This is a genomic window from Sporosarcina jeotgali (genome assembly GCF_033304595.1).
In the GTDB taxonomy this organism is placed as follows: Bacteria; Bacillota; Bacilli; order Bacillales_A; family Planococcaceae; genus Sporosarcina; species Sporosarcina jeotgali.
Genome location: NZ_CP116341.1, coordinates 1,551,875 through 1,574,137, shown reverse-complemented (window position 1 = coordinate 1,574,137; position 22,263 = coordinate 1,551,875). Strand labels below are relative to the sequence as shown.

The window sequence follows — 22,263 nt, the reverse complement described above, 5'->3', positions numbered from 1 at the left end:
ATGGTTATTCCCCCTTTAAGTCATTAAGAATTGATGAAGCGTGCTGCCTGATCTCATCAGGACTCATGCCGAGCACAAGTGCTTCTGCGATAATGGGCTTAAGCTGCCCGATGATTTTGCGGCTGTTCTCATTCGTCAACCACTCTTGAACTATAGGATTAATGACAGCTCCGGATTTAGGCACAATCCGCAAGATCCCTTTCTGCTCCAGCTCATGATAGGATTTGTTGACGGTGTGCATATTCACACTGAGATCGGAAGCAAGAGCTCTCACGGAAGGCAAGGTATCGCCTCCTTTTAATTGACCGCGTGCAATTAGTTCGATAATCTGATTGGCTACTTGCGTGTAAATTGGAATATCTGATGATGGTTCGATTTGGATGAACAACTGGCTACCTCCTAACTGTTCTACTATTAGTATAGCAGAACTGTTCTAATGTGTGTATAACAAATGTCTGAAACTTTACTTATAATTGCGAGGTGAATCATTTCAAGTTACTATCTGACGCAACACTACAAGATGCCATATTGAATTAGGAGGAATGAAAACGTGAATACACAAAATGGACTGCCTGAAATCCGTAAAACTATCGTGCTGAACGCTTCAATTGAAAAAGTATGGAAAGCCGTTGCCACATCTGAAGGGTTAGCTGCATGGTGGATGGCGAATACGTTTGAACCCTCGATAGGAAAGAATTTTGTCCTTCACGCAGGACCCTATGGGGATTCACCATGTACAGTCACGGAACTTGAACCTCCGTATCATGTAGGTTTTGACTGGGACAAAGGCTGGCACCTGACGTTTGAACTAAAAGAAGCGGGCGAGCACCAAACAGAGTTTACCCTCATCCATTCGGGATGGACCGCAGAACAAGAAGCAAACCGTGTAACGATGAATGGTGGATGGGAAAACATTGTAAAAAACAAATTACCAGCATATGTAGAGGCTTAATATGTCCGTACAAAAGGATCACGATGTTTTCCAGGCAATATCCGACCCAACACGACGCAAAATTCTGAACCTGCTTGCGTAGAAGGAGATGTTCATTGCTGAAATAGCCGATCACTTCCCGATCAGCCGAACTGCTGTTACTAAACATCTAACGATTCTTTCCAATGCGCAGGTTGTAACAAGTCGTAAAGCGGGGAGAGAAACCCGTTTTTTACAGGAACCTAAACCGCTTATGGAATTAAAGGAGTGGTCAAACTTTTTTGAAGCCTATTGGCATGATCAGCTGGCTATGTTGAAAAATTACGTAGAACGAGATTGCGATTAGTTTCCGAGAAGATTCTTAAAACGTAGTAAATAGTGGGTATATTTTTGTATAGAAATTTGACTAGACACCATTTAGTGTCCTATAATAAATAGGACAATAAATGGTGTCTTTTAAGTGCTTACTATGTATAATCAGTCATGCTATAGGAAGAATAATACGAGGGGGAGGGGGTTGATTTTGGACGAAAAAAAATCAGTGACAGACGTGTATGGCGCAGTTGCTGATCCGACAAGGCGGAAATTAATTGGACTGTTGGCTGAGGTTGAGGAGTTGCCGTTACACGAGATAACGGTTCATTTTCAAATGGGCCGCACAGCCGTTTCCAAACACTTAGCAATTCTTAAAGAAGCCGGTCTCGTAGATGCCCGAAAAGTTGGCAGGGAAACGAGATACCGGCTGAATGCGGGACCATTGAAAGAGATTCAAGACTGGGTATCCTTCTATGAAGGATTCTGGAAAGGCCGATTTACAAAACTACACAAATTATTGGAGGAAGAATTATGAAACCTGATGTAACGTTAGATTTTCACTATAAAAGTTCGATTGATAAAGTCTGGACTGCGTTAACCGATTCAGAACAGCTGGCAAAATGGATCTGGGATAATGATTTCAAACCAGAAGTTGGACATAAGTTTCAATTTCGTGCTGAGCCAAACGAATGGTGGAATGGGATTGTAGATAGTGAAGTACTAGTAGTGGACAAGCCTCATACACTTTCTTACTTGTGGGCAAGTGCAGGAGAAACAACTACTGTCACTTGGACATTAAAAGAAAGCGCAGATGGCGGAACAGATCTGCATTTCGAACAATCTGGATTCAGTGAAGAAACAAAAGCACGCCAAGGAGCAATCGAGGGTGCTAAATATTCTTGGACGATGATGGGAGAACAGCTGGAAAAATTATTGGCTGCCAAGTAAAAGGGCTTAAGTAAACAAATAGTAAAAGGACCGGGTGATCAATCACCCGGTCCTTTTAACTGACAACGATTATTAGTCTAATTGACTGCACTTACTTTATAGGGAAAATGCAAATCAAATTGAACGACAAGAAACGATGTGCTAAGCAATAGCTTACTTAGCTTTCTTTATTGGAGATGGTCATCTACTGGTGGAAAATGACCTTTCTCTATTTCAGAAAATATGTTTGATCTTGATTCATTTTCTTTCGGTGTTGCAGGGAATTCGGTTAAATTGAGGTGTTCTAAAATACGATCCAGGTCCTTTTGTAGTTTTTCTGTATCTTCCTTCGTTGCAAACTTTTTCTTTTCTACTAGAGAATATCCTAATTGTCCACTAGGTTCTATCGTTCCCCACTGGACATCCGAAATCTTTTCAATCCCGCTCTGCCGCAATCTCATTTCAAGCTTATCTACAGACAGCCGTAACTTTTTCAGATTTTTTTCATTTAACACTCCATTTTCAATTACAATTTTCGCCTTGCCAGTAAAGAACGTTTCCGCAATATCCCATTTCAATTGAATTTCTTCGATCACTAACAAAGTGAGTATTAAAATAGCTGCAAGACCAAAAGTGGTCCAAATATTTTTATTGGAAATCGGTTGTATAAGAAGGGTTCCAATCGAAATCATAATAACCGTTTGTGAAATGGTCATTTGAGATATGGATCGTCTTCCTGAAAAACGTATAAACAGAATCCCGACAACAATAATTAACACGGATTTCCATATTAAACTCAAGTCCATAATTCGCAACATCCTTTTCACTCATTTGTATAGTAATGGGTCTCTTTTTCAGTATGTATACAATTTATTATCAGCAGGAGTGGAAATTTTTAGTTTTGCGAGTACCCGGTATCAAAGAGACAAGGTGAATCTTGCCGTATACCCGCGTTCAAATGCAGCATAAATGAAAAAAGTAACCACTCAGTGCTTCCTGATAGGCAGCACTGAGTGGTTACTTTAACATCTTTAATGAGAAAGCGTTAAAGTTTCTCAGTGTCCTTGGTTATACCAACAACTCCCGCATTCTCCTTCTTACTCTTCAATATCGCTATGAATGCATCTAACTCACTTTTAGATAACTCATCCAGCCGGTCCAACTGACCTTTTAAATAAGCAGTAGTCGGATCATCGCTTTCGGTTTCCTTTATGAAATAGGTGGCAATTGAACCTGTAATCATTCCAAGTAAACCAATTCCGAAAACCATTAAGACAATGGCAATGATTCTGCCCAGACCAGTTTCCACTGAAATATCTCCATAGCCCACAGTAGTTGCAGTTACGACACTCCACCACAATGCATCTTCATATGTGGTAATGGACGGTTCGATAAAACGGATGGGAATTGCTGCTGCAAATATTAGAATCACGGTAAATGTCAGAATCCGCTGTAATCCGTTAATTTCTAAAATCGCAAGCGCAGGTTTAGCATACCTTTTTACTATCGTAAATGCTCGAACCACACGGATTAGGCGGGCTAATCGAGCTAACTTGAAAACCGAATCAAACGGAATAATTGCAATGATATCAAATGGATTTTTCTTAATGAATTCCAACTTATTCTTACTTCTGAAGAAACGAATGGAGACATCCACAAAGAAGATGAACCACACGATCTTATCAATATATTGTAAAGACTCATTTTTAATCCATATAAAAGATACAGAAAAGATGGCTAGTGAAAACATCAAAAGTTCATAGATAAGTTTAAACCTTTTTTCATACAACGGATGGCACTCCTTCAGCAATCAGCAGGGATTAAAGTATTTATACTACTATATTAGTCATGCAGTTTCTATTAATCCAGGAATATAGTCAACAGCAGTTTCAATAATCGTGAAAATACTTTAGTCTTTTAGAAAAGTTCATCCATAGCATAATTTGTCGACTTTTAGCGAAAAAGATAAAGTGATTTCCATAAAAGATGTACTTTACTCAGTTTAAACATTCAAACGCGAACCATTTTAGTCAATACTTAAAAAACGTACGGTTATATGTTGACGTTATGTTAATCGATTGTTAAGATGATTACGAACTTACTTATATCTCTCATATATCTCCGGGAATATGGCCCGAACGTTTCTACCCGATAACCGTAAATTATCGGACTATGAGAGAAAGTGCACCCTTTACTTAGGATCAGTCTGTCCTTTTTTGTAAAAGGCAACTTATCCAGGGCAGGGAACTTTCTCTTTTTCGAGAAAGTTCCCTGCCCGTTTTTTATTTCTACAAATTATCTATTTATGCAAATGAGGGAGGGAAGACAGTGAACGCACAAGTTGGAGTCATTATGGGAAGTGCTTCCGATTGGGAAACAATGAAACATTGCTGTGAAGCATTAGATCAAGTCGGGATTCCTTATGAAAAACAAGTAGTCTCCGCACATCGTACACCTGAATTGTTATTTGAATACGCTGAATCTGCACGAGAACGCGGGTTAAAAGTTGTGATTGCTGGAGCTGGCGGAGCAGCCCACCTGCCAGGCATGACAGCTGCAAAAACAACATTGCCTGTAATTGGCGTCCCTGTTCAAACAAAAGTGTTAAATGGATTGGATTCATTACTCTCAATTGTTCAGATGCCTGGCGGAGTGCCTGTTGCAACTGTTGCAATTGGTAAAGCAGGTGCCGCCAATGCAGGGTTATTAGCGGCACAGATTCTTGGCAGTTTTAACGCTGAAGTTGCGGATCGATTAGAAACAATGAGAAATGAAACGAAAGTAAAGGTGTTAGAAAGCAATGACCAACTTACCTAACGTAATTTTACCAGGACAAACAATTGGCATCATCGGCGGCGGCCAGCTGGGAAGAATGATGGCTTTGTCCGCGAAGGCTATGGGTTTTCGTATTGCAGTATTAGATCCGATAAAGGACTGTCCATGCGGGCAAGTTGCTGATATAGAAATTAATGGCGCCTATGATGATTTAGAAGCGATTCAACATCTTTCTGAAGTGAGCGATGTCATAACGTATGAATTTGAGAATGTAAGTTTTGAAGCATTGGCGTGGTTAGAAGAGCATGGTAACTTGCCGCAAGGAGCAGGCCTTTTAAAATCTACACAGAATCGAATCTCAGAAAAAGAAGCAATTACGAGAACAGGAGCAAAGGTTGCCCCATACGGAGTCGTTAAAACAACTCAAGATATTTATGACACTATTGCTAGTTTAGGATATCCATGTGTGATGAAAAAAATTTGTGGCGGTTATGATGGAAAAGGACAGCTTGTGATTCAGTCCGAATCTGATATTGTTCAAGCTTCTGACCTTCTGAAAAACGGCACATGTGTCATTGAAAAGTGGATTCCATTTACCAAAGAAATTTCTGTAATCGTCACTAGAAAAACAACAGGAGAAATGAAATGTTTCCCTGTCGCAGAAAATATCCATCAAGAGAACATTTTGCATAAAAGTATTGTTCCTGCACGAATCAATGAACATCTCTCTCGTAAAGCGACAGAGATTGCAGAGCAATTAGCGGAGCGGCTAAATCTTGTCGGTACGTTAGGTGTTGAAATGTTTGTAACCGAACAGGAAGAGATTCTCATAAATGAATTGGCACCTCGCCCTCATAATTCCGGTCATTACACGATGGAAGCATGTCAGACATCGCAATTTGAACAGCATATCCGAGCAGTGTGCAATTGGCCGCTGGGAAATACTGATTTAATGAATCCTGTCGTGATGGTCAATATACTCGGTGAGCATATGGAGAACCTTCTAAAGGTGATTCCTGAAGTAATGGATTGGAAAGTTCATCTTTATGGCAAGAAAGATGCGATGACGAAACGAAAAATGGGTCATGTAAATGTGTTGAGAGACTCGGTGGATCAGGCACTCGATGAGATCACGCAGAGCAGGATTTGGAATCATTAATTGAGACAAGGCGTTCAGATATTATCTTAAAAAGTACATTATTCTTTACTGCGGAGGTTCTTCAGATGGAAAAGCGTGAACTGCTATATGAAGGAAAGGCCAAAAGAATTTATGCAACAGATGATCAGAACGTTGTATGGGCAGAATACAAGGATTTTGCAACAGCATTGAATGGTGAGAAAAAGGAAGAAATCGCTGGTAAAGGTGTATTGACGAACGGCATTACTAGCCTGCTATTTTTAAAGCTTCATGAGGCTGGAATTCCAAGTCATTTTATTAAACAGATTTCCGATACCGAGCAACTCATCAAGAAAGTCACGATCATTCCTCTTGAAGTGGTAACCCGCAATATAGTGGCTGGAAGCCTGTCCAAACGTCTTGGAGCAGAAGAAGGTCAGCCGTTAAAGCAGCCAATCGTTGAATTTTATTATAAAGATGATGCGCTTGGTGATCCTTTGTTAACCGAAGCACATATTCAAGAATTAGACCTCGCAACTGAAGAAGAAGTTCAACTCTTGAAACAAAAAGCCTTGGATGTAAATACAGTTTTATCAAGCCTTTTTGCTGAAATAGGAGTTCGTTTAATAGACTTTAAGTTAGAGTTTGGAAAACTTGCTGATGGTGAGATTATTTTGGCAGATGAAATTTCACCGGATACGTGCCGATTGTGGGACGCTGAAACAGAAGAAAAGCTCGATAAGGATATATTTCGCAGGAATCTAGGGAATTTAGTGAATGGTTATCAAACAATCTATTCAAAACTGGGAGGGCGTCAATATGTATAAAGTAAAGGTATTTATCACGTTAAGAGAAAATGTTCTGGATCCCCAAGGTACAGCCGTGGAGTCTGCTTTACACAGTATGGCGTTTGAGGCCGTCCGTGACGTCCGGATTGGTAAATACATGGAGCTGACAATCGAAAAGACTGATCAAAACATCGATGAAGCAGTTAAGGAAATGTGTGAACGTCTTTTAGCCAATACAGTGATTGAAGATTATCGCTACGACATCGAGGAGGTAGTCGCGCTGTGAAATTTGCTGTGATTGTCTTTCCGGGATCTAACTGTGATATCGATATGTTTCATGCCATTCAGGACGAATTAGGTGAAGAAGTGGAATACGTCCCTCATACAGCGGATAGCTTAGAGGGCTTTGACGCAATTCTCTTGCCAGGTGGTTTCTCCTATGGAGATTATCTCCGCACAGGCGCGATTGCTCGATTCTCGTCAGTAATGGCGGAAGTAGTAAAAGCCGCTGACTCAGGCGTTCCCATACTAGGTGTATGTAATGGTTTCCAGATTTTGTTGGAAGCTGGATTATTACCGGGAGCGATGCGGAAAAACCGTGATTTGGCATTCATTTGTAAACAGACACAGCTGAAAGTAGAGAACAATACGACGACGTTTACGACCGGCTACGAAAACGGCGAAACGATTACTCTCCCAATTGCTCACGGTGAAGGCAATTACTATTGCGACGAAGAGACGTTTTTACGATTAAAGGAAAACAATCAAATTGCATTTACGTATCATATGAATAATCCAAATGGCAGTTTAGAGAATATCGCGGGAATTGTAAATGAAAACGGAAACGTATTAGGGATGATGCCTCATCCGGAACGTGCTGTCGACAAGTTACTTGGAAGTGAAGACGGATTAAAGCTATTTCAATCAATCGTAAGAAATTGGAGGGAAAGTTATGTCGTTACTGCTTGAGCCAAGTCCGGAAATGATTAAATCACAGCGTGAATATGCAGCTATGGGTCTGACAGACGAAGAGTTTGCAATGGTTGAAAATATGCTAGGACGCACACCTAATTATACCGAAACAGGTTTGTTTTCCGTCATGTGGTCAGAGCACTGTTCCTATAAAAATTCCAAGCCTATATTAAAAAAATTCCCAACTTCGGGGGAACACGTGCTTCAAGGACCGGGGGAAGGTGCAGGAATTGTTGACATTGGTGATGGGCAAGCCGTCGTTTTCAAAATCGAGAGTCACAATCACCCATCTGCAATTGAACCCTATCAAGGTGCAGCAACTGGAGTCGGCGGGATTATCCGTGATGTGTTTTCAATGGGTGCCCGGCCTATCGCACTATTGAACTCCCTTCGTTTCGGTGAATTGGAAAGTGCTCGTGTGAAGTACTTGTTTAAAGAAGTAGTTGCAGGAATTGGCGGTTACGGGAATTGTATCGGCATTCCGACAGTCGGCGGCGAAATTCAATTCGATCCTTCTTACGAGGGGAATCCATTAGTCAATGCCATGTGCGTCGGGTTGATCAATCATGAAGATATTCAAAAAGGTCAAGCCCGCGGAGCCGGCAATAGTGTCATGCATGTTGGAGCGAAAACAGGTCGTGATGGCATTCATGGAGCCACTTTTGCATCGGAAGAATTGACGGATTCGTCTGAAGGAAATCGTCCGGCAGTTCAAGTTGGAGATCCTTTCTTAGAAAAACTGCTAATGGAAGCTTGCCTTGAGCTGATTCAGCATGAAGCACTTGTTGGGATCCAGGATATGGGGGCAGCAGGTCTTACAAGTTCGTCTGCGGAGATGGCTTGTAAAGCAGGGATGGGAATTGAGATGAATCTTGACCTGGTACCTCAGCGTGAACCCGGAATGACTGCTTATGAAATGATGCTATCAGAATCTCAAGAGAGAATGCTTATTGTCGTTAAAAAGGGAAGCGAACAAGAAATTGCAACTCTATTTTCGAAATATGATCTTGAGGCAGTAGCTGTCGGTTTTGTTACAGAAGAGAAGATGCTGAAACTTACTCATAAAGGTGAAGTTGTTGCAAACGTTCCAGTGGATGCATTGGTAGAAGAAGCACCCGTTTACTACAAACCCTCTACTGAACCACAATATTTCCGAGACTTTAAAGGAATGGAAAACGTTGCGCCCATGGTTGATGACTACAAGGAAACTTTAGTTGGTTTGCTTTCACAGCCCACAATTGCAAGTAAAGAGTGGGTTTATAATCAGTTCGATACTATGGTGAGGACGAATACAGTTGTCCCTCCAGGTTCCGACGCGGCTGTTGTACGAATTCGCGAAACGAACAAGGCGTTAGCCATGACCACAGATTGTAATGCCCGTTATCTTCACCTGGATCCAGAAGTTGGAGGGAAAATTGCTGTGGCTGAAGCTGCTCGCAATATCGTATGTTCAGGAGCAGAACCATTAGCGGTTACGGACAATTTGAACTTTGGTAATCCTGAAAAGCCGGAGATTTTCTGGCAAATCGAGAAAGCGGCAGATGGAATTAGTGAAGCGTGCAAAGTTTTGAGTACGCCAGTTATTGGAGGCAACGTATCTCTCTATAATGAAACAAATGGTGAAGCGATTTATCCGACACCTGTTATTGGAATGGTAGGTCTTATAAAAGATCTCACTCATATTACAACGCAGGAGTTCAAAAATTCAGGCGATCTGATTTATGTTATCGGGGATGCGAAAACAGAATTCGGGGGCAGTGAGTTACAAAAAATGACGGAAGGAAAAATCTTCGGTAAATCTCCTTCTATTAACTTGGAATTGGAAAAGCTGCGCCAGCAACAGCTGTTAAGAGCCATCCAAAAGGGATGTGTCGCTTCGGCTCACGATCTCTCAGAAGGCGGTCTGGCAGTAGCATTGTCAGAATCACTTTTTGGAACAAATTTGGGCGCTCGTATTATTGTTCACATGGAAGCAGTTACGGAATTATTCAGTGAAACACAATCCAGATTTGTTGTATCGGTTGCCCCTGAACAACGAGATGTTTTTGAAAGAATTGTTCAGGATGCCAGGTGTATTGGGACGGTCACGAATAATAATCACTTGACCATTTCCCATGAGCAAGACGGACTGTTGATCGAGACAAGTGTTCCAACATTAGAGCAGGCTTGGAAAGGTGCGATTCCATGCTTGCTGAACTAAAGGGATTAAATGAGGAGTGTGGCTTGTTTGGCATCTGGGGACACCCGGATGCTGCGCAAGTAACCTATTACGGATTGCACAGCCTGCAGCATCGGGGGCAAGAAGGAACAGGGATGGTTTTAGCGAAAGACGGAAAGCTGTTCAGTGAAAAAGGTGAAGGATTAGTAACGGAAGTCCTCACTGCAGAGAAAATGCAGACGTTGTCTGGAAATGCAGCAATTGGCCACGTCCGCTATACAACGGCGGGCGGAGGAGGGTACGAAAACGTCCAGCCACTGTTATTTAACTTTCAAAATGAATCAATGGCGATGGCTCACAATGGAAACATCTTGAATGCGGATCAGTTGAAATCGCAGCTGGAAGCACAAGGCAGTATTTTTCATAGTACATCAGATACCGAAGTTCTCGCACATTTGATTCGAAAAGGCGGTTCTTCAGAGTTGAAAGAACGTATCAAAACTGGACTGAACACACTGCAAGGTGCTTATGCGTACTTAATCATGACGGAATCTGAACTGTTCGTTGCAATGGATCCGAACGGACTCAGACCTTTATCCCTTGGGCTGCTTGGTGACGCTTATGTTGTTGCATCCGAAACGTGTGCGCTGGATATTGTAGGAGCGGATTTTCTCCGGGATATTGAACCAGGAGAACTGCTGATTATTAATGATGAGGGAATCACGAGTGAACGGTTCGCCGCTTGCAAACAACGTTCCATGTGTACGATGGAGTATGTATACTTTTCTCGTCCTGATAGCAACATTGATAGCATTAATGTTCATACAGCACGCAAAAATCTTGGCAAGCAGCTCGCTGTTGAAAAATTAATTGAAGCGGATGTTGTGACAGGTGTTCCTGACTCCGGCAATTCCGCAGCAATCGGATATGCGGAAGCAAGCGGCATACCATACGAAATGGGCTTACTGAAAAATCGTTATGTCGGACGGACATTCATTCAGCCTTCTCAATCGTTAAGAGAACAAGGTGTGAAAATGAAACTGTCTCCTGTTCGCGGGGTTGTTGAAGGAAAAAGAGTTGTCATGGTGGACGATTCGATTGTCCGCGGCACGACCAGCAAGAGGATCGTGCAAATGTTGAAAGAGGCGGGCGCGACAGAAGTCCATGTCCTCATCAGCTCGCCACCTATTAAAAATCCATGTTTTTACGGGATTGACACTTCCGATAAAGATGAGTTGATTGCCGCTAAAAAATCTGTTGAAGAAATCCGTGAACTTATTGGAGCGGACTCTCTCACATTTTTAAGTGTTGAGGGCACAGTCGAAGCGATAGGAAGACCGTTTGAAGGGGAAAACCGAGGGCAGTGTCTCGCGTGCTTTAACGGAAAGTATCCTACTGAAATCTATTCCGATCAAGAAATAGATTTCATAAAATGCTGAGTGAAGGAGACCTAATCCATGTCAAATGCATACAAATCGGCGGGAGTAGACATTGAAGCAGGATACGAAGCTGTCTCTCGCATGAAAAAACATGTACAGAAAACGATGCGGCCGCAAGTACTGAGCGGACTTGGCGGATTCGGCGGAATGTTTGATTTATCCCAGCTAAACTTACGTGAACCGGTACTTGTTTCAGGTACAGATGGAGTAGGAACGAAGCTTTTACTTGCGATGATGTTGGATCAGCATGAGAGTATCGGCATCGACTGTGTTGCTATGTGTGTGAACGATATTATCGTACAAGGTGCAGAACCTCTGTATTTTTTAGACTACATTGCCTGCGGGAAAGCAGCACCTGAAAAAATTGAAAGTATCGTAAAAGGAGTCTCGGATGGTTGTGGCCAAGCAGGATGCGCATTAATCGGCGGTGAAACAGCAGAAATGCCCGGACTATACAATGAAGAAGAGTATGACTTAGCAGGTTTTACAGTAGGTGCATGTGAGAAAAAAGATTTGATTACTGGTAAAAACATTCAAGCAGGCGATTGCATGATCGGACTGGCTTCAAGCGGCATTCACAGTAACGGTTATTCACTAGTGCGCAAAATTTTGTTAGAAGATGCAGAACTGGACCTCTCTGAATTCATGCCTGAACTCGGCTGTAAATTGGGAGAAGAACTCTTAAAGCCTACGAAGATTTACGTAAAGTCAATTTTAGCTGCATTGAAAGAGTTTGAAATTAAAGGAATGGCCCATATCACGGGTGGCGGATTCATTGAAAACCTCCCTAGAATGATGCCAGGAGATTTAGGAGTGGAAATCCAGTCTGGTTCTTGGGAAATCCATCCTATATTCCGTCTAATAGAAGAGACTGGGAATATCCCTCGAGAGGATATGTACAATATTTTTAATATGGGGATTGGAATGGCGCTTGCAGTGAATGAGGCATCAGCCGATGAACTCGTTGCTTTTTTTGAAAGGCATGGCGAACAAGCCTATCGAATCGGGAAAGTTGTCAATCAATCCGGTGTCACGTTCATAGGTGAATCATGAAAAGAATTGCCGTATTCGCTTCAGGGAGCGGCAGCAACTTCCAAGCAATAGTGGATGCAGTTAACGCTGGCACGCTGGATGCCGATATCCGATTGTTAGTTTGTGATCAACCATCTGCGGCTGTTTTGCAAAGAGCTCAAAAAGCAATGATTGACAGCTGTTGCCTGTCTCCTAAAGATTTCGCTGACAAAACAGCATTTGAAAAGGAAATTGTGCAGCAGCTCAGATTACGAGGCATTGAATTCATTGTGCTGGCTGGATATATGCGACTGATTGGATCTCCAATTCTGCAGGAATATCCAGCGTCAATTGTTAATATCCATCCATCCTTATTGCCGGCTTTTCCAGGGAAAGATGCTATCGGGCAAGCAATGAATGCCGGTGTTCAAGTAACTGGTTTGACTATACATTATGTCGATGCAGGTATGGATACAGGTCCAATTATTGCTCAAACCAAAGTTCAGATACATGCAAATGATTCAATAGTTGATGTACAAAAACGAATTCAACAAGCAGAGCATATCTGCTACCCCAAAGTACTCCAGGAGCTGTTCACCAAGGAAACAACGAATGCTGCTCCGTAATTTTCATGGAAAGTCATTGAATCAGTAAGGGATAGATAACACAATCGCGCATATACAGGGAGGAAAATTCGGATGAAACGTGCATTGCTTAGTGTGTCAGATAAAACAGGGATTGTTGAGTTTGCGAAAGGCTTAAGAGAGGCAGGTTATGAACTTGTATCTACTGGAGGGACAAAGAAAACGCTGGCTGAAAAAGGAATAGAAGTGATTGGGATTGAGGAAATCACGAAATTCCCTGAAATTATGGACGGCAGAGTGAAAACACTGCATCCGAATGTTCATGGCGGATTATTAGCCAAAAGAAATGATGACGCACACCTCGCACAATTAGCAGAGCATCATATTCAGCCGATCGATTTAGTTTGCGTCAATTTATATCCATTTCAGCATACCATTTCAAAACCTGACGTCACTCCTGATGAAGCGATTGAAAACATCGACATTGGCGGCCCGACAATGCTGCGTTCTGCTGCAAAAAACCACGAATTCGTAACAGTCGTTGTAGATCCGTCAGATTATGACATCTTACTCGCTCAGCTTTCAGAAAACGGTGAAGTTTCTGGGCAGAAAAAACGCCAGCTTGCGGCAAAGGTATTCCGTCATACAGCTGCCTACGATGCAGCTATTTCTGAGTATATGACAAAACTTGCAGAAGAAGAAAACCCTGAAAGCGTAACGCTGACTTATAACTTAAAACAATCACTTCGATACGGAGAAAACCCTCATCAACGAGCTTCATTTTACCAGAAACCGTTAGGCTCAACATTTTCTGTAGCCTATGCTACTCAGTTACATGGCAAAGAGCTATCTTACAACAATATTAATGATGCAGACGCAGCACTGCTCATCGTCCGTGACTTTGATCAGCCCGCGGCAGTTGCAGTGAAGCATATGAATCCATGCGGGGTGGGAGTCGGTGAAACACTTGCTGAAGCATTCAGAAAGGCTTACGAAGCAGACTCGACATCGATTTTCGGCGGAATCATCGCATTGAATCGTGAAGTAGATGCAGAAACAGCAGCACTGCTAAAAGAAATTTTTTTAGAAATCATCATTGCACCATCATTTACGAAGGATGCATTAGAAGTTTTAACGGCTAAGAAGAATATTCGCCTGCTGACTGTCGATTTTGAAGGAGAACTGAAAAAAGAGAAAAAGACTACTTCGATCCAAGGCGGATTACTGATTCAGGATTTAGATACAGATGGTTTCGATCAGGCAGCACTCTCAATTCCTACTAAACGCGAGCCTTCTGAAAAAGAATGGGCGGCATTGAAATTAGGGTGGAAAGTTGTGAAACACGTGAAGTCTAATGCGATTGTCGTTAGCGGGGAACAGATGACCTATGGGATTGGCGCAGGACAGATGAACCGCGTCGGTGCAGCAAACATCGCGCTCGCGCAAGCAGGTGAGAAGGCAGCTGGTGCTGCACTTGCATCCGATGCATTTTTCCCGATGGATGATACAGTCGAAGCTGCAGCGAAAGCTGGGATTACTGCGATTATTCAGCCAGGCGGATCTGTCCGTGATGAGGATTCGATTAAAAAAGCCGATGAATACGATATCGCAATGGTATTTACAGGCTTCCGACACTTTAAACACTAAGTTCTTTGAGAGGTCTCATTACATATTTCTACTAAACTTAGAGGTGATTCCATGAACGTATTAGTGATTGGCAGAGGCGGTCGCGAGCATGCGCTGGCGAAGAAATGTTCGATGAGTAACCGTGTCGAAACTGTATTTGTTGCACCCGGCAATCCAGGGATGGAAGATGTGGCTGAACTCGTTTCAATTTCAGAAGAAAATCACTGCGATCTCATTGCATTCGCTAAAGAAAATAATGTTTCATTAACAATTGTTGGTCCTGAAACCCCTTTGGTCAATGGCATTGTGGACGAATTCAAAGCAGCAGGACTGTGTATATTCGGCCCTGACAGACAAGCTGCCATTATCGAAGGAAGTAAGACATTTGCAAAAGAACTCATGAAGACGTATCGAATTCCAACAGCTGCCTTTGAAACTTTTACAGATTTTGAATCTGCAATGAACCATTTAAATAAAGTCGGGGTTCCGATTGTGATTAAAGCTGATGGACTTGCAGCTGGAAAAGGTGTTGTCGTTGCCCACACGAAAGGAGAGGCAGTTGAAGCGCTCCTAGAAATGCTTGTACAGGAAAAATTCGGGGAAGCTTCAGCATCTGTGATTATGGAAGAATTCCTAGAAGGGGAAGAGTTCTCATTAATGGCTTTTGTGAATGGCAAGAATGTCTATCCGATGGTGATTGCTCAAGACCATAAACGGGCATTTAACGGAGACACCGGCCCGAATACAGGAGGAATGGGCGCTTATTCTCCAGTTCCGCAAATTTCTCAAAGAGTTATTGCTGACGCCATCGAACTGATCTTGGAGCCTGCTGCGTACGCATTAGTAGCAGAGGATCATTCTTTTACTGGCGTTCTCTATGCAGGTGTCATCGCAACTGTGAAAGGACCGAAAGTAATTGAATTTAATGCGAGGTTCGGTGATCCCGAAACACAAGTCGTATTGCCGCGATTAAAAAATGATTTGGTTGAAACCCTGCTCGCTGTTCTCGGTGCTGAGCCATACGAACTCGAATGGGATGATGCCTCTGTAATTGGAGTTGTCGTCGCAGCTGAAGGGTATCCAGGGGAATATAGTAAAGGAACTCCGCTAGTCGGGTTGAATACGATTAGTTCGGATGTAGATATTGTTCACGCTGGTACTTCGAAGAATGAAAACGGGGACTATGTGACGAATGGCGGCCGAGTCTTGCTGGCAACTGCGAAAGGAAAGGATCTTCTTGCTGCGAAAGCGTTGGTGTATAAAGAGTTAGAGAAGATTCACAAGGATGGGGTATTTTGGAGAAATGATATTGGGCATCAGGCTATTCAATATGATTTTTCTTGAGATTCTATCACAGCATTGTACTATTTAATTAGAGGATTTCATCTCTCTTATATCGAAATGTAAAATTCAGGAGGGATTACTTATGACAAATGAAGACGTAAACAAACTATCGGATATGCTGTTGCAAAGTCTTTATGATTATCATTTTGCTTATAACGGAGAAAGCTACACTCTTCCAAAAGCTATGCTAAGTGCTGACGTCAATAGCAAATTAGCTATTGAATATCTTATTGAAAAGGAATACGCCGTGGATACTGGGGGAGAATCGGATAATCTAGTATTAGCAATAACGGCGAATGGCATGGAATATATTAAAAATAAGCAAATCCATTAATGGGATAACAGCGTATGCCGCTTCGAAAATGATACGAGGTAAAAAATCCTTAACGACCGAATTTAAATATGAATTTTAAAAGCACAGAAATCAAACCTGTGCTTTTTTGCTGTTTAATTATGCTGTCATTGTCGAGATGAAACGTGTACTTATATTTCACGCATCGCATGTTATAACTTAAAAACATTAAAATCAGTTTCAAAAGTCTTGCAATTTCGTAAACTTATAGATTATTGAAATTTCCGTGGTAAGGTAATTTTATATACAGAATTAGAGGCTCTAACGGAGATATGTACGAAGATTGAATACTCATTATTGCAATGGAACTCTTCAGTAAAGAGAACTTGCAATATAGCCTTTTTTGAGGTTTGAAACATGAGTTACTAAATATGTATATAAAAATCATATTAAAGGGGAATATTTTAATGACAAATTACAATGCAGTATCAGCAAAGAATACCGAAAACGCACCAAGCGGTAACGGATTATATTCACAAACTGCAGCTTTCTCTCATTACAATAACCTATCCGCTCAACTGCCGATTGAACCCAAAACTGGTAAATTGGTTGCAGGTGGTATAAGGGAACAAGCTGAACAGTGCTTCAATAATATCAAGGCAATTGTAACCAGCATCGACCATGTCATGAGCGATATTGTTAGAATTACTGTATTCGTGAAGGATATTCAAGACGTTGACGCTGTAGACGAAGTTTATAAAACATTCTTCCCAACTTATGTCCCTTCACGGACTACAGTTGCAGTTGCCGCTTTGCCTATGGATGCTTTGGTACAAGTTGAAGCACTAGTTACACACGGCGAAGGGACAATTCCTAATGTTCCTCAAGCAGGCGATCTTATTAAGCTTACAAATAACACGGCAAATGCTCCAACCTGTGCATTGTCAACACAAACCGTGTCGTTCTCTCATTACAATAATCTTTCAGCTCAATTGCCAATCGACCCGAAAACGGGCAGATTGGTAACAGGCGGTGCAAAAGAGCAAGCTGGACAATGCTTGAAAAATGTCAAGGCGATTTTAGAAAGCATCGACGTTCCACTTGACGATATTGTTAAAATCAATATTTTCCTTAAAAACCTCTCGGATACTGAAGCTGTAAACGAAGTTTATAATACATTTTTCCCAGATTCAGCTATCGCTAGAGCTGTAGCATATGTACCTGCACGTACAACAGTTGAAGCCGCAGCTTTACCTATGGGGGCTTTAGTACAAGTTGAAGCAGTGGTATCACACGGTGATGGCACACCTCCGCAAGCGATTGAAGACAGACATGGAATCGTTATTTGGGCAAACAACACAGAAAATGCACCAAAGAGCTCTTTATCTACTCAAACTGTAGCATTCTCTCATTACAATCACCTTTCAGCTCAATTGCCGTTGGATCCAAAAACGGGTGAATTGGTAGCTGGCGGTATAAAAGAGCAAGCCGAACAGTGCTTGAATAATATTAAAGCAATTGTTGAAAGCATCGACCACGTTTTGGAAGATGTAGTGAAAGTAAATATCTTCGTTAAAAATATTGCAGACCTGGATGCAGTGGACGAAGTTTACAAAACGTTCTTCCCAGGCGGAGTGCCTGCACGCAGAACAGTTGGCGTATCAGCTTTACCGAATGATGCTTTGATCCAAATGGATGCAGTTGCAGGCAACGCAGAAGGAACACCTCCAAAAGCATAACAAGCAATTGTGCGATCGAAGTTTCTTTTCAGTGCAGAATGCGAATGTACCGATCCTATTCACCAAAAACATTGAGATATGAGCCAATAATGGCTGAAATCTCGATGTTTTTTTGTGTTCTTTCTCGACAAGCAACTGGGTTGCTGCGAATCTAACTGATTGAATACTTTTAAAGGATCATTTTGTTACAAAGCTAAAAGGTGATGTTCAGAAATGGTCCCATTCTAGTTTTAAGAGAGTGGATGTTCAGAAATCATTGTGAAGAACTGATTTAGGACACTGTGCAATCTCGTATGATGTACCTTCAAAACGCTGAGATTCATTCATTATGAAACGCATTTCTAGGGGAAGCATTGTTTGCTGACAGTAATTTTTTGTCATTGTTAGTTGGTTAGAATCTCGTTTCACAAGCAAGTTTTGTTAACCTGGGTATTCAATCTTTCATTCAAATAAATTCTGACAATTCAATCGAAGTTTGGTATAATATAGTAGATATTCAATTCGATCTCTTACTGATCGATATTTATGTTGATGAAAAAATTAATAGCAAAATCGACATTAAAGTAAAAATGATGCGAATGGATTAAGTGACAGCTAAACGAATAACGATTGTGCCTGTAACGGAACGGGCAATTGATAACCCTGTAAAGTTTTACATCACTGGAGGAGCGTGAGCACTTGAAAAAATTGTTAGCTGGTTTAGTTATTATTATTGCGATGTTTGTTTCATACTCCTATCAGTTGCCAATTATGAGTACTGGGGAAGCGATAAATCGTGCTGAAAAGCATTTGCAAAACCCGCCAAAAGAATGGGGAAATTCATTTGCAGACTATGATTGGAGTGACACTCCATTAGAAAACATTGATGTATCGCTAACTCAAAAGAGGAATTTTTGGAGTAACTTAACGAATAAAATGAAATGGGAAATCACGATAAGAAATGAGGGCACAGAGCAAACAGTTGTTATGGATGCATATACGGGCAAACTTATTGAAATATACGGCTTGCTGAATTAATGATTTCAGTTTTACTCTTCCCTTTTCAGGAATCGGGTAAGATTTTATGAATACACCAATAGCTGCTAAAGATACGGGGGCTGTTTCATGCAATCCATAATTGAATTGATTGGTAATATTAGTATAATGATCCTTTCTTTTTTAAAGGAGATTACAGAAGAGGAAATTGATAAGAATCTTTCTTTTTTAATGAAAGAAAATTGGTTTCAGACATATTTGGAAGACGACAAATATAACGATTTGATTTTTAATAATAGCAAAGTGCGTCATGTAATCGGAACTCTTATTTCTGAAAAGCTAGTCTTCTATTTTTATTTAGAACAATCATCTCGGAAGGTTTTAAGGTGAGAATCATTAGAATCCTTTTTTTCTATTTTATAGTTTTGAATGTAATTTGGGCTTTTATAAAAGGTCTAAAAAGTTTTTCTCCTTATATGTTGTTACTTGTAAGGCTTATGACATTAGTCGGTGCTTTATATGAATTGAAGCTGCAGCGAGAGAAACATGCTTTTATTTCATTTATTGCATCAGTACTCGTACTTTCAGCTTCAACTTACATATTCCTCACCTAACGAATGCAATTCTCTTAGAAGAACTATTATCTATTTCAAAGGAGAAACGTATGAAAAGCAAAATCATAGTACTGTCCCTCATGTGTTTAATGGGGTTATTTCTTTTATTACGGTTTTCTATTTACGATCCGGTTCTTGAAAGCACCACTGAAAACATTGAAATAATTAACAAAGATAAAAATACTAGTGAACGATGGATCGTACTTTCCAACGACAAGAAAGTTTATATAGAAGATCTTAGTATATGGGCTTTACTGGAAGTCAATCAAAATTACACGATAAGTTATAAGTTGAAGAAAAAATCAAAGAGGTATAATTTAATAATAATCGTTCCTGATGAGTACGAGGGGCAATTTTAGAGTACAATTTTTGAACGGGAGTTTGTCAATACGAGCATCATCGCAAAAAACGATCGTGTTTGTTAACATTCACGTTTCTTTTTTAATTTTTTTGGAAGAGTGAGGGGTAAGCATGAACATTTCATATAAATTGATGTCTTCATTAAGCTTTGAAGACGCGCATGTCTTATTTAATCGAGGATTTGAAGGCTATTTAGTGCCGATGCATTTATCGTTTGATACATTCGTTAGTCGTTTTGGGAATGCTGGATTATCACCGGCATTATCCATCGTTGCATATGATGGATCAGAACCGATCGGCTTTGTGCTCCAAGGGGTTAGAGAAGTGAATGATCAAATGATTTCATGGAATGGCGGAACAGGGATTATTCCTGAATACAGGGGGAAAAAATTGGGCGCTTCCATGATGGCGGAAGCTGAAAAACTAATAAAGAAACAAAAAGTAACTGTCGCAACTTTAGAATCTTTGTCTGAAAATTTAGCAGCTATATCTTTATATGAACGCAGCGGTTACATAGTAGAAGACGATTTACTCTTTTTACGTGCAGATACGATTTTAAATAGTTCGTTACCAGACCTTGGGGGTTATGAAATTTCCAGAATTCCTGCTGAACAATCCATTGGATCCGATCTATTTCCACAGATTGTTCCCTGGCAAACGGATGCTCAATACACGTCAAAAATAGGCGGAGAAGCTGTGATGATTTCAAAAAATGGCGTAGTACAGGGAGCTTGTATAATCCGAAAACAATGTGTATTTGGCATTAACGCGGAAAGCATTACTTTATATCAGGTGAAAGAAAACGGGAATGAAGATGCTCTCAACAAACTCCTTGCGTATGCGTTAGAATATGACCAATCTATCAACCGCACAACTTATAATTTCTTAAAAGGGGATGGCCGAGTAGTTTCATCTTTATTGGAAAGTGGATTTGAGAAAACTTCATTGTCTCAAGTTTTCATGACAAAACATTTCTGAGACTTCCACTTGAATTCTAAAAACTATATAGGTTATTACTGCAGAAAGTCCTTCCGGATACTAAAATCCAAAAAGGACTTTTTTTATTTTAAAATCTTGATGTACGTCAAGGAATCGATTATTTATGTTAAGTAAAATGAAGATAGGGGGTAATTCTATGAAATATACGTTATTGCTCACACTCTTATTGTTTCTAACTGCTTGCAGTAAAGAAGCTGGTATTCCAACGCTTATCGATCCAACACCCGATCAGCAGCTATCTGATACCCAGGCTGGCCTGACACTTTCTATTTTGCAAGATCATTATGCTGACACCGCGCCTGAATTTAAAACTACACTGAAGAACCAAAGTGAGATTAGCTTTGAGTATGGCGAGTATTATCACATAGAGGTGTGGAAAGAAAACCAGTGGTATATAATGACCCACTCTGACAGTGTTTTTCTTGAAAATCCTAAATTTACGAACCTAGGAAAATTGCTGCCGGCGGGAGACACTGTGGAACAAACTTTTAAAACAGAAATCCTCGGAGTCCGTTTGGTTCCTGGCGAATATCGGCTCGTTAAGATATTTCAAAAACCGCAAGCACCTTATTATGAAGTCACCTTAGCCGTTCCCTTCACTATAGAAACTGGAGATCTTTAATGAATGAATAGGTCTTCGTATGTTTTATATTTCTTATATAAACGTATGTATCCATATCTATATCAAGCAGTTTTAAACATACATGTATGGCTTGGAATTGCTTGTGCAGGCGGGATTTTGATTTCATGAACGCTTAAGATCTTGATAAATGGAAACTATCTATTGAGAAAACAGATGTATAGACATACAGAGTTCACGCAATACTTAAAGTTGTAATTACTATGCGCTGTCATGGTCATCTATTCTCACTTTCGCGGCTCTGCCAGTTGCGTGAATACTGCGTTACAAACTAAGAAAGAATGGAACCAGGCCGGAAGAAATGAGTGCAATGAAATGGGCTGCCTATCATCACTGGACGTTTGGAATTCTGTATGTGACTGCACTAGGATCTGTTTTTGATTGATAAAACAATGAATTTGATCAAACAAAAACGCTATATCAATTTGCCAGTGTATTTGATGAAGAAATACCCGACTTTAATGATATAGCGTTATTCAATACGTCCCAGGCAGGAATCGAACCTGCGACCCACAGCTTAGGAGGCTGTTGCTCTATCCCCTGAGCTACTGAGACATTTGGGATTTAACTATATTAGTATACGGCAAAATTTCCATATCGGCAACCATTCCATGTTTATCAATCATTCCTATCAAATTATTTCAATAGTTTAGCATT

23 protein-coding genes, 1 tRNA gene and 1 riboswitch are annotated in these 22,263 nt (G+C 40.8%); of the genes, 20 read left to right on the top strand and 4 right to left on the bottom strand.

The window, feature by feature from the left end:
• Window positions 1–4: 4 nt before the first annotated feature.
• A complete protein-coding gene (locus PGH26_RS07715) occupies window positions 5–388 on the bottom strand; it encodes a GntR family transcriptional regulator (protein ID WP_323693406.1) in 384 nt (127 codons plus the stop codon).
• 162 nt (window positions 389–550) lie between these two features.
• On the opposite strand from PGH26_RS07715, the gene PGH26_RS07710 reads away from it, so the two are divergent.
• The 3 genes from PGH26_RS07710 to PGH26_RS07700 all read left to right on the top strand — a co-directional run bounded on the left by PGH26_RS07710 (window position 551) and on the right by PGH26_RS07700 (window position 2,194).
• Window positions 551–952: an SRPBCC family protein gene (locus PGH26_RS07710; protein WP_323693405.1), complete on the top strand. Its 402-nt coding sequence runs from the start codon at window positions 551–553 to the stop codon at window positions 950–952.
• 502 nt (window positions 953–1,454) lie between these two features.
• Window positions 1,455–1,781, top strand: coding sequence for an ArsR/SmtB family transcription factor (locus tag PGH26_RS07705; protein WP_323693404.1), 327 nt, complete (start codon window positions 1,455–1,457; stop codon window positions 1,779–1,781).
• Entirely contained in the window at window positions 1,778–2,194 is a 417-nt protein-coding gene (locus PGH26_RS07700) for an SRPBCC family protein (RefSeq protein WP_323693403.1), read from the top strand. Before PGH26_RS07705 ends, PGH26_RS07700 begins: the two co-directional genes overlap by 4 nt.
• A 167-nt stretch (window positions 2,195–2,361) precedes the next feature.
• On the opposite strand, the gene PGH26_RS07695 is transcribed toward PGH26_RS07700, so the two are convergent.
• Complete coding sequence (locus PGH26_RS07695) at window positions 2,362–2,979, bottom strand: DUF421 domain-containing protein (RefSeq protein WP_323693402.1); 618 nt, start codon at window positions 2,977–2,979, stop codon at window positions 2,362–2,364.
• A gap of 239 nt (window positions 2,980–3,218) precedes the next feature.
• Window positions 3,219–3,962 carry a potassium channel family protein gene (locus PGH26_RS07690; RefSeq protein WP_323693401.1) on the bottom strand — a complete coding sequence of 248 codons (744 nt, stop codon included), beginning with the start codon at window positions 3,960–3,962 and terminating at the stop codon, window positions 3,219–3,221.
• Between the two features lie 302 nt (window positions 3,963–4,264).
• Window positions 4,265–4,366, top strand: a riboswitch (purine riboswitch).
• Window positions 4,367–4,501: 135 nt separating this feature from the next.
• Here PGH26_RS07690 and purE point away from each other — a divergent pair.
• The 17 genes from purE to PGH26_RS07605 all read left to right on the top strand — a co-directional run bounded on the left by purE (window position 4,502) and on the right by PGH26_RS07605 (window position 21,588).
• Window positions 4,502–4,990, top strand: coding sequence for a 5-(carboxyamino)imidazole ribonucleotide mutase (gene purE, locus PGH26_RS07685; protein ID WP_323693400.1), 489 nt, complete (start codon window positions 4,502–4,504; stop codon window positions 4,988–4,990).
• Entirely contained in the window at window positions 4,974–6,107 is a 1,134-nt protein-coding gene (gene purK, locus PGH26_RS07680) for a 5-(carboxyamino)imidazole ribonucleotide synthase (protein WP_323693399.1), read from the top strand. Before purE ends, purK begins: the two co-directional genes overlap by 17 nt.
• Window positions 6,108–6,172: 65 nt before the next feature.
• Window positions 6,173–6,892 (top strand): phosphoribosylaminoimidazolesuccinocarboxamide synthase, encoded by a 720-nt coding sequence (gene purC, locus PGH26_RS07675; RefSeq protein WP_323693398.1) that lies wholly within the window; start codon window positions 6,173–6,175, stop codon window positions 6,890–6,892.
• The gene (gene purS / locus PGH26_RS07670) at window positions 6,885–7,139 is read left to right on the top strand and encodes a phosphoribosylformylglycinamidine synthase subunit PurS (protein WP_323693397.1); all 255 of its coding nucleotides are present in this window, start codon (window positions 6,885–6,887) and stop codon (window positions 7,137–7,139) included. Before purC ends, purS begins: the two co-directional genes overlap by 8 nt.
• On the top strand, window positions 7,136–7,822 hold the full coding sequence (purQ, locus tag PGH26_RS07665; protein ID WP_323693396.1) for a phosphoribosylformylglycinamidine synthase subunit PurQ: 687 nt from the start codon (window positions 7,136–7,138) through the stop codon (window positions 7,820–7,822). Before purS ends, purQ begins: the two co-directional genes overlap by 4 nt.
• Window positions 7,806–10,025, top strand: a complete 2,220-nt coding sequence (gene purL / locus PGH26_RS07660) for a phosphoribosylformylglycinamidine synthase subunit PurL (RefSeq protein WP_323693395.1) — start codon at window positions 7,806–7,808, stop codon at window positions 10,023–10,025. Before purQ ends, purL begins: the two co-directional genes overlap by 17 nt.
• The gene (purF, locus tag PGH26_RS07655) at window positions 10,010–11,422 is read left to right on the top strand and encodes an amidophosphoribosyltransferase (protein ID WP_323693394.1); all 1,413 of its coding nucleotides are present in this window, start codon (window positions 10,010–10,012) and stop codon (window positions 11,420–11,422) included. Before purL ends, purF begins: the two co-directional genes overlap by 16 nt.
• An 18-nt stretch (window positions 11,423–11,440) precedes the next feature.
• Window positions 11,441–12,475 carry a phosphoribosylformylglycinamidine cyclo-ligase gene (gene purM, locus PGH26_RS07650; protein ID WP_323693393.1) on the top strand — a complete coding sequence of 345 codons (1,035 nt, stop codon included), beginning with the start codon at window positions 11,441–11,443 and terminating at the stop codon, window positions 12,473–12,475.
• A complete protein-coding gene (purN, locus tag PGH26_RS07645; RefSeq protein WP_323693392.1) occupies window positions 12,472–13,059 on the top strand; it encodes a phosphoribosylglycinamide formyltransferase in 588 nt (195 codons plus the stop codon). The genes purM and purN overlap by 4 nt, the downstream gene beginning before the upstream one ends.
• 72 nt (window positions 13,060–13,131) lie before the next feature.
• Window positions 13,132–14,664, top strand: a complete 1,533-nt coding sequence (purH, locus tag PGH26_RS07640) for a bifunctional phosphoribosylaminoimidazolecarboxamide formyltransferase/IMP cyclohydrolase (RefSeq protein ID WP_323693391.1) — start codon at window positions 13,132–13,134, stop codon at window positions 14,662–14,664.
• Window positions 14,665–14,715: 51 nt separating this feature from the next.
• Window positions 14,716–15,987, top strand: a complete 1,272-nt coding sequence (purD, locus tag PGH26_RS07635) for a phosphoribosylamine--glycine ligase (RefSeq protein ID WP_323693390.1) — start codon at window positions 14,716–14,718, stop codon at window positions 15,985–15,987.
• An 82-nt stretch (window positions 15,988–16,069) separates the two neighbouring features.
• Window positions 16,070–16,321 carry a hypothetical protein gene (locus PGH26_RS07630; RefSeq protein WP_323693389.1) on the top strand — a complete coding sequence of 84 codons (252 nt, stop codon included), beginning with the start codon at window positions 16,070–16,072 and terminating at the stop codon, window positions 16,319–16,321.
• A 425-nt stretch (window positions 16,322–16,746) separates the two neighbouring features.
• Window positions 16,747–18,018, top strand: a complete 1,272-nt coding sequence (locus PGH26_RS07625) for a RidA family protein (protein WP_323693388.1) — start codon at window positions 16,747–16,749, stop codon at window positions 18,016–18,018.
• Window positions 18,019–18,696: 678 nt separating this feature from the next.
• Window positions 18,697–19,035: a PepSY domain-containing protein gene (locus PGH26_RS07620; protein ID WP_323693387.1), complete on the top strand. Its 339-nt coding sequence runs from the start codon at window positions 18,697–18,699 to the stop codon at window positions 19,033–19,035.
• 87 nt (window positions 19,036–19,122) lie between these two features.
• On the top strand, window positions 19,123–19,383 hold the full coding sequence (locus PGH26_RS07615; protein WP_323693386.1) for a hypothetical protein: 261 nt from the start codon (window positions 19,123–19,125) through the stop codon (window positions 19,381–19,383).
• Between the two features lie 695 nt (window positions 19,384–20,078).
• A complete protein-coding gene (locus PGH26_RS07610; protein WP_323693385.1) occupies window positions 20,079–20,945 on the top strand; it encodes a GNAT family N-acetyltransferase in 867 nt (288 codons plus the stop codon).
• Window positions 20,946–21,102: 157 nt separating this feature from the next.
• On the top strand, window positions 21,103–21,588 hold the full coding sequence (locus tag PGH26_RS07605; protein ID WP_323693384.1) for an immunoglobulin-like domain-containing protein: 486 nt from the start codon (window positions 21,103–21,105) through the stop codon (window positions 21,586–21,588).
• 500 nt (window positions 21,589–22,088) lie between these two features.
• Here the strand turns inward: PGH26_RS07605 and PGH26_RS07600 are convergent.
• A tRNA-Arg gene (locus tag PGH26_RS07600) sits at window positions 22,089–22,161 on the bottom strand.
• Window positions 22,162–22,263 lie beyond the last annotated feature (102 nt).

What these genes read in the sequence shown, in the direction of transcription:
- purL (WP_323693395.1), top strand. Translation starts at nt 7,806, where the DNA reads ATGTCGTTACTGCTTGAGCCAAGTCCGGAAATGATTAAATCACAGCGT.
- purK (WP_323693399.1), top strand. Translation starts at nt 4,974, where the DNA reads ATGACCAACTTACCTAACGTAATTTTACCAGGACAAACAATTGGCATC.
- purS (WP_323693397.1), top strand. Translation starts at nt 6,885, where the DNA reads ATGTATAAAGTAAAGGTATTTATCACGTTAAGAGAAAATGTTCTGGAT.
- PGH26_RS07605 (WP_323693384.1), top strand. Translation starts at nt 21,103, where the DNA reads ATGAAATATACGTTATTGCTCACACTCTTATTGTTTCTAACTGCTTGC.
- PGH26_RS07695 (WP_323693402.1), bottom strand. Translation starts at nt 2,979, where the DNA reads ATGGACTTGAGTTTAATATGGAAATCCGTGTTAATTATTGTTGTCGGG.
- purF (WP_323693394.1), top strand. Translation starts at nt 10,010, where the DNA reads ATGCTTGCTGAACTAAAGGGATTAAATGAGGAGTGTGGCTTGTTTGGC.
- PGH26_RS07700 (WP_323693403.1), top strand. Translation starts at nt 1,778, where the DNA reads ATGAAACCTGATGTAACGTTAGATTTTCACTATAAAAGTTCGATTGAT.
- purM (WP_323693393.1), top strand. Translation starts at nt 11,441, where the DNA reads ATGTCAAATGCATACAAATCGGCGGGAGTAGACATTGAAGCAGGATAC.
- purN (WP_323693392.1), top strand. Translation starts at nt 12,472, where the DNA reads ATGAAAAGAATTGCCGTATTCGCTTCAGGGAGCGGCAGCAACTTCCAA.
- PGH26_RS07610 (WP_323693385.1), top strand. Translation starts at nt 20,079, where the DNA reads ATGAACATTTCATATAAATTGATGTCTTCATTAAGCTTTGAAGACGCG.
- purD (WP_323693390.1), top strand. Translation starts at nt 14,716, where the DNA reads ATGAACGTATTAGTGATTGGCAGAGGCGGTCGCGAGCATGCGCTGGCG.
- PGH26_RS07625 (WP_323693388.1), top strand. Translation starts at nt 16,747, where the DNA reads ATGACAAATTACAATGCAGTATCAGCAAAGAATACCGAAAACGCACCA.
- PGH26_RS07615 (WP_323693386.1), top strand. Translation starts at nt 19,123, where the DNA reads ATGCAATCCATAATTGAATTGATTGGTAATATTAGTATAATGATCCTT.
- purH (WP_323693391.1), top strand. Translation starts at nt 13,132, where the DNA reads ATGAAACGTGCATTGCTTAGTGTGTCAGATAAAACAGGGATTGTTGAG.
- PGH26_RS07630 (WP_323693389.1), top strand. Translation starts at nt 16,070, where the DNA reads ATGACAAATGAAGACGTAAACAAACTATCGGATATGCTGTTGCAAAGT.
- purC (WP_323693398.1), top strand. Translation starts at nt 6,173, where the DNA reads ATGGAAAAGCGTGAACTGCTATATGAAGGAAAGGCCAAAAGAATTTAT.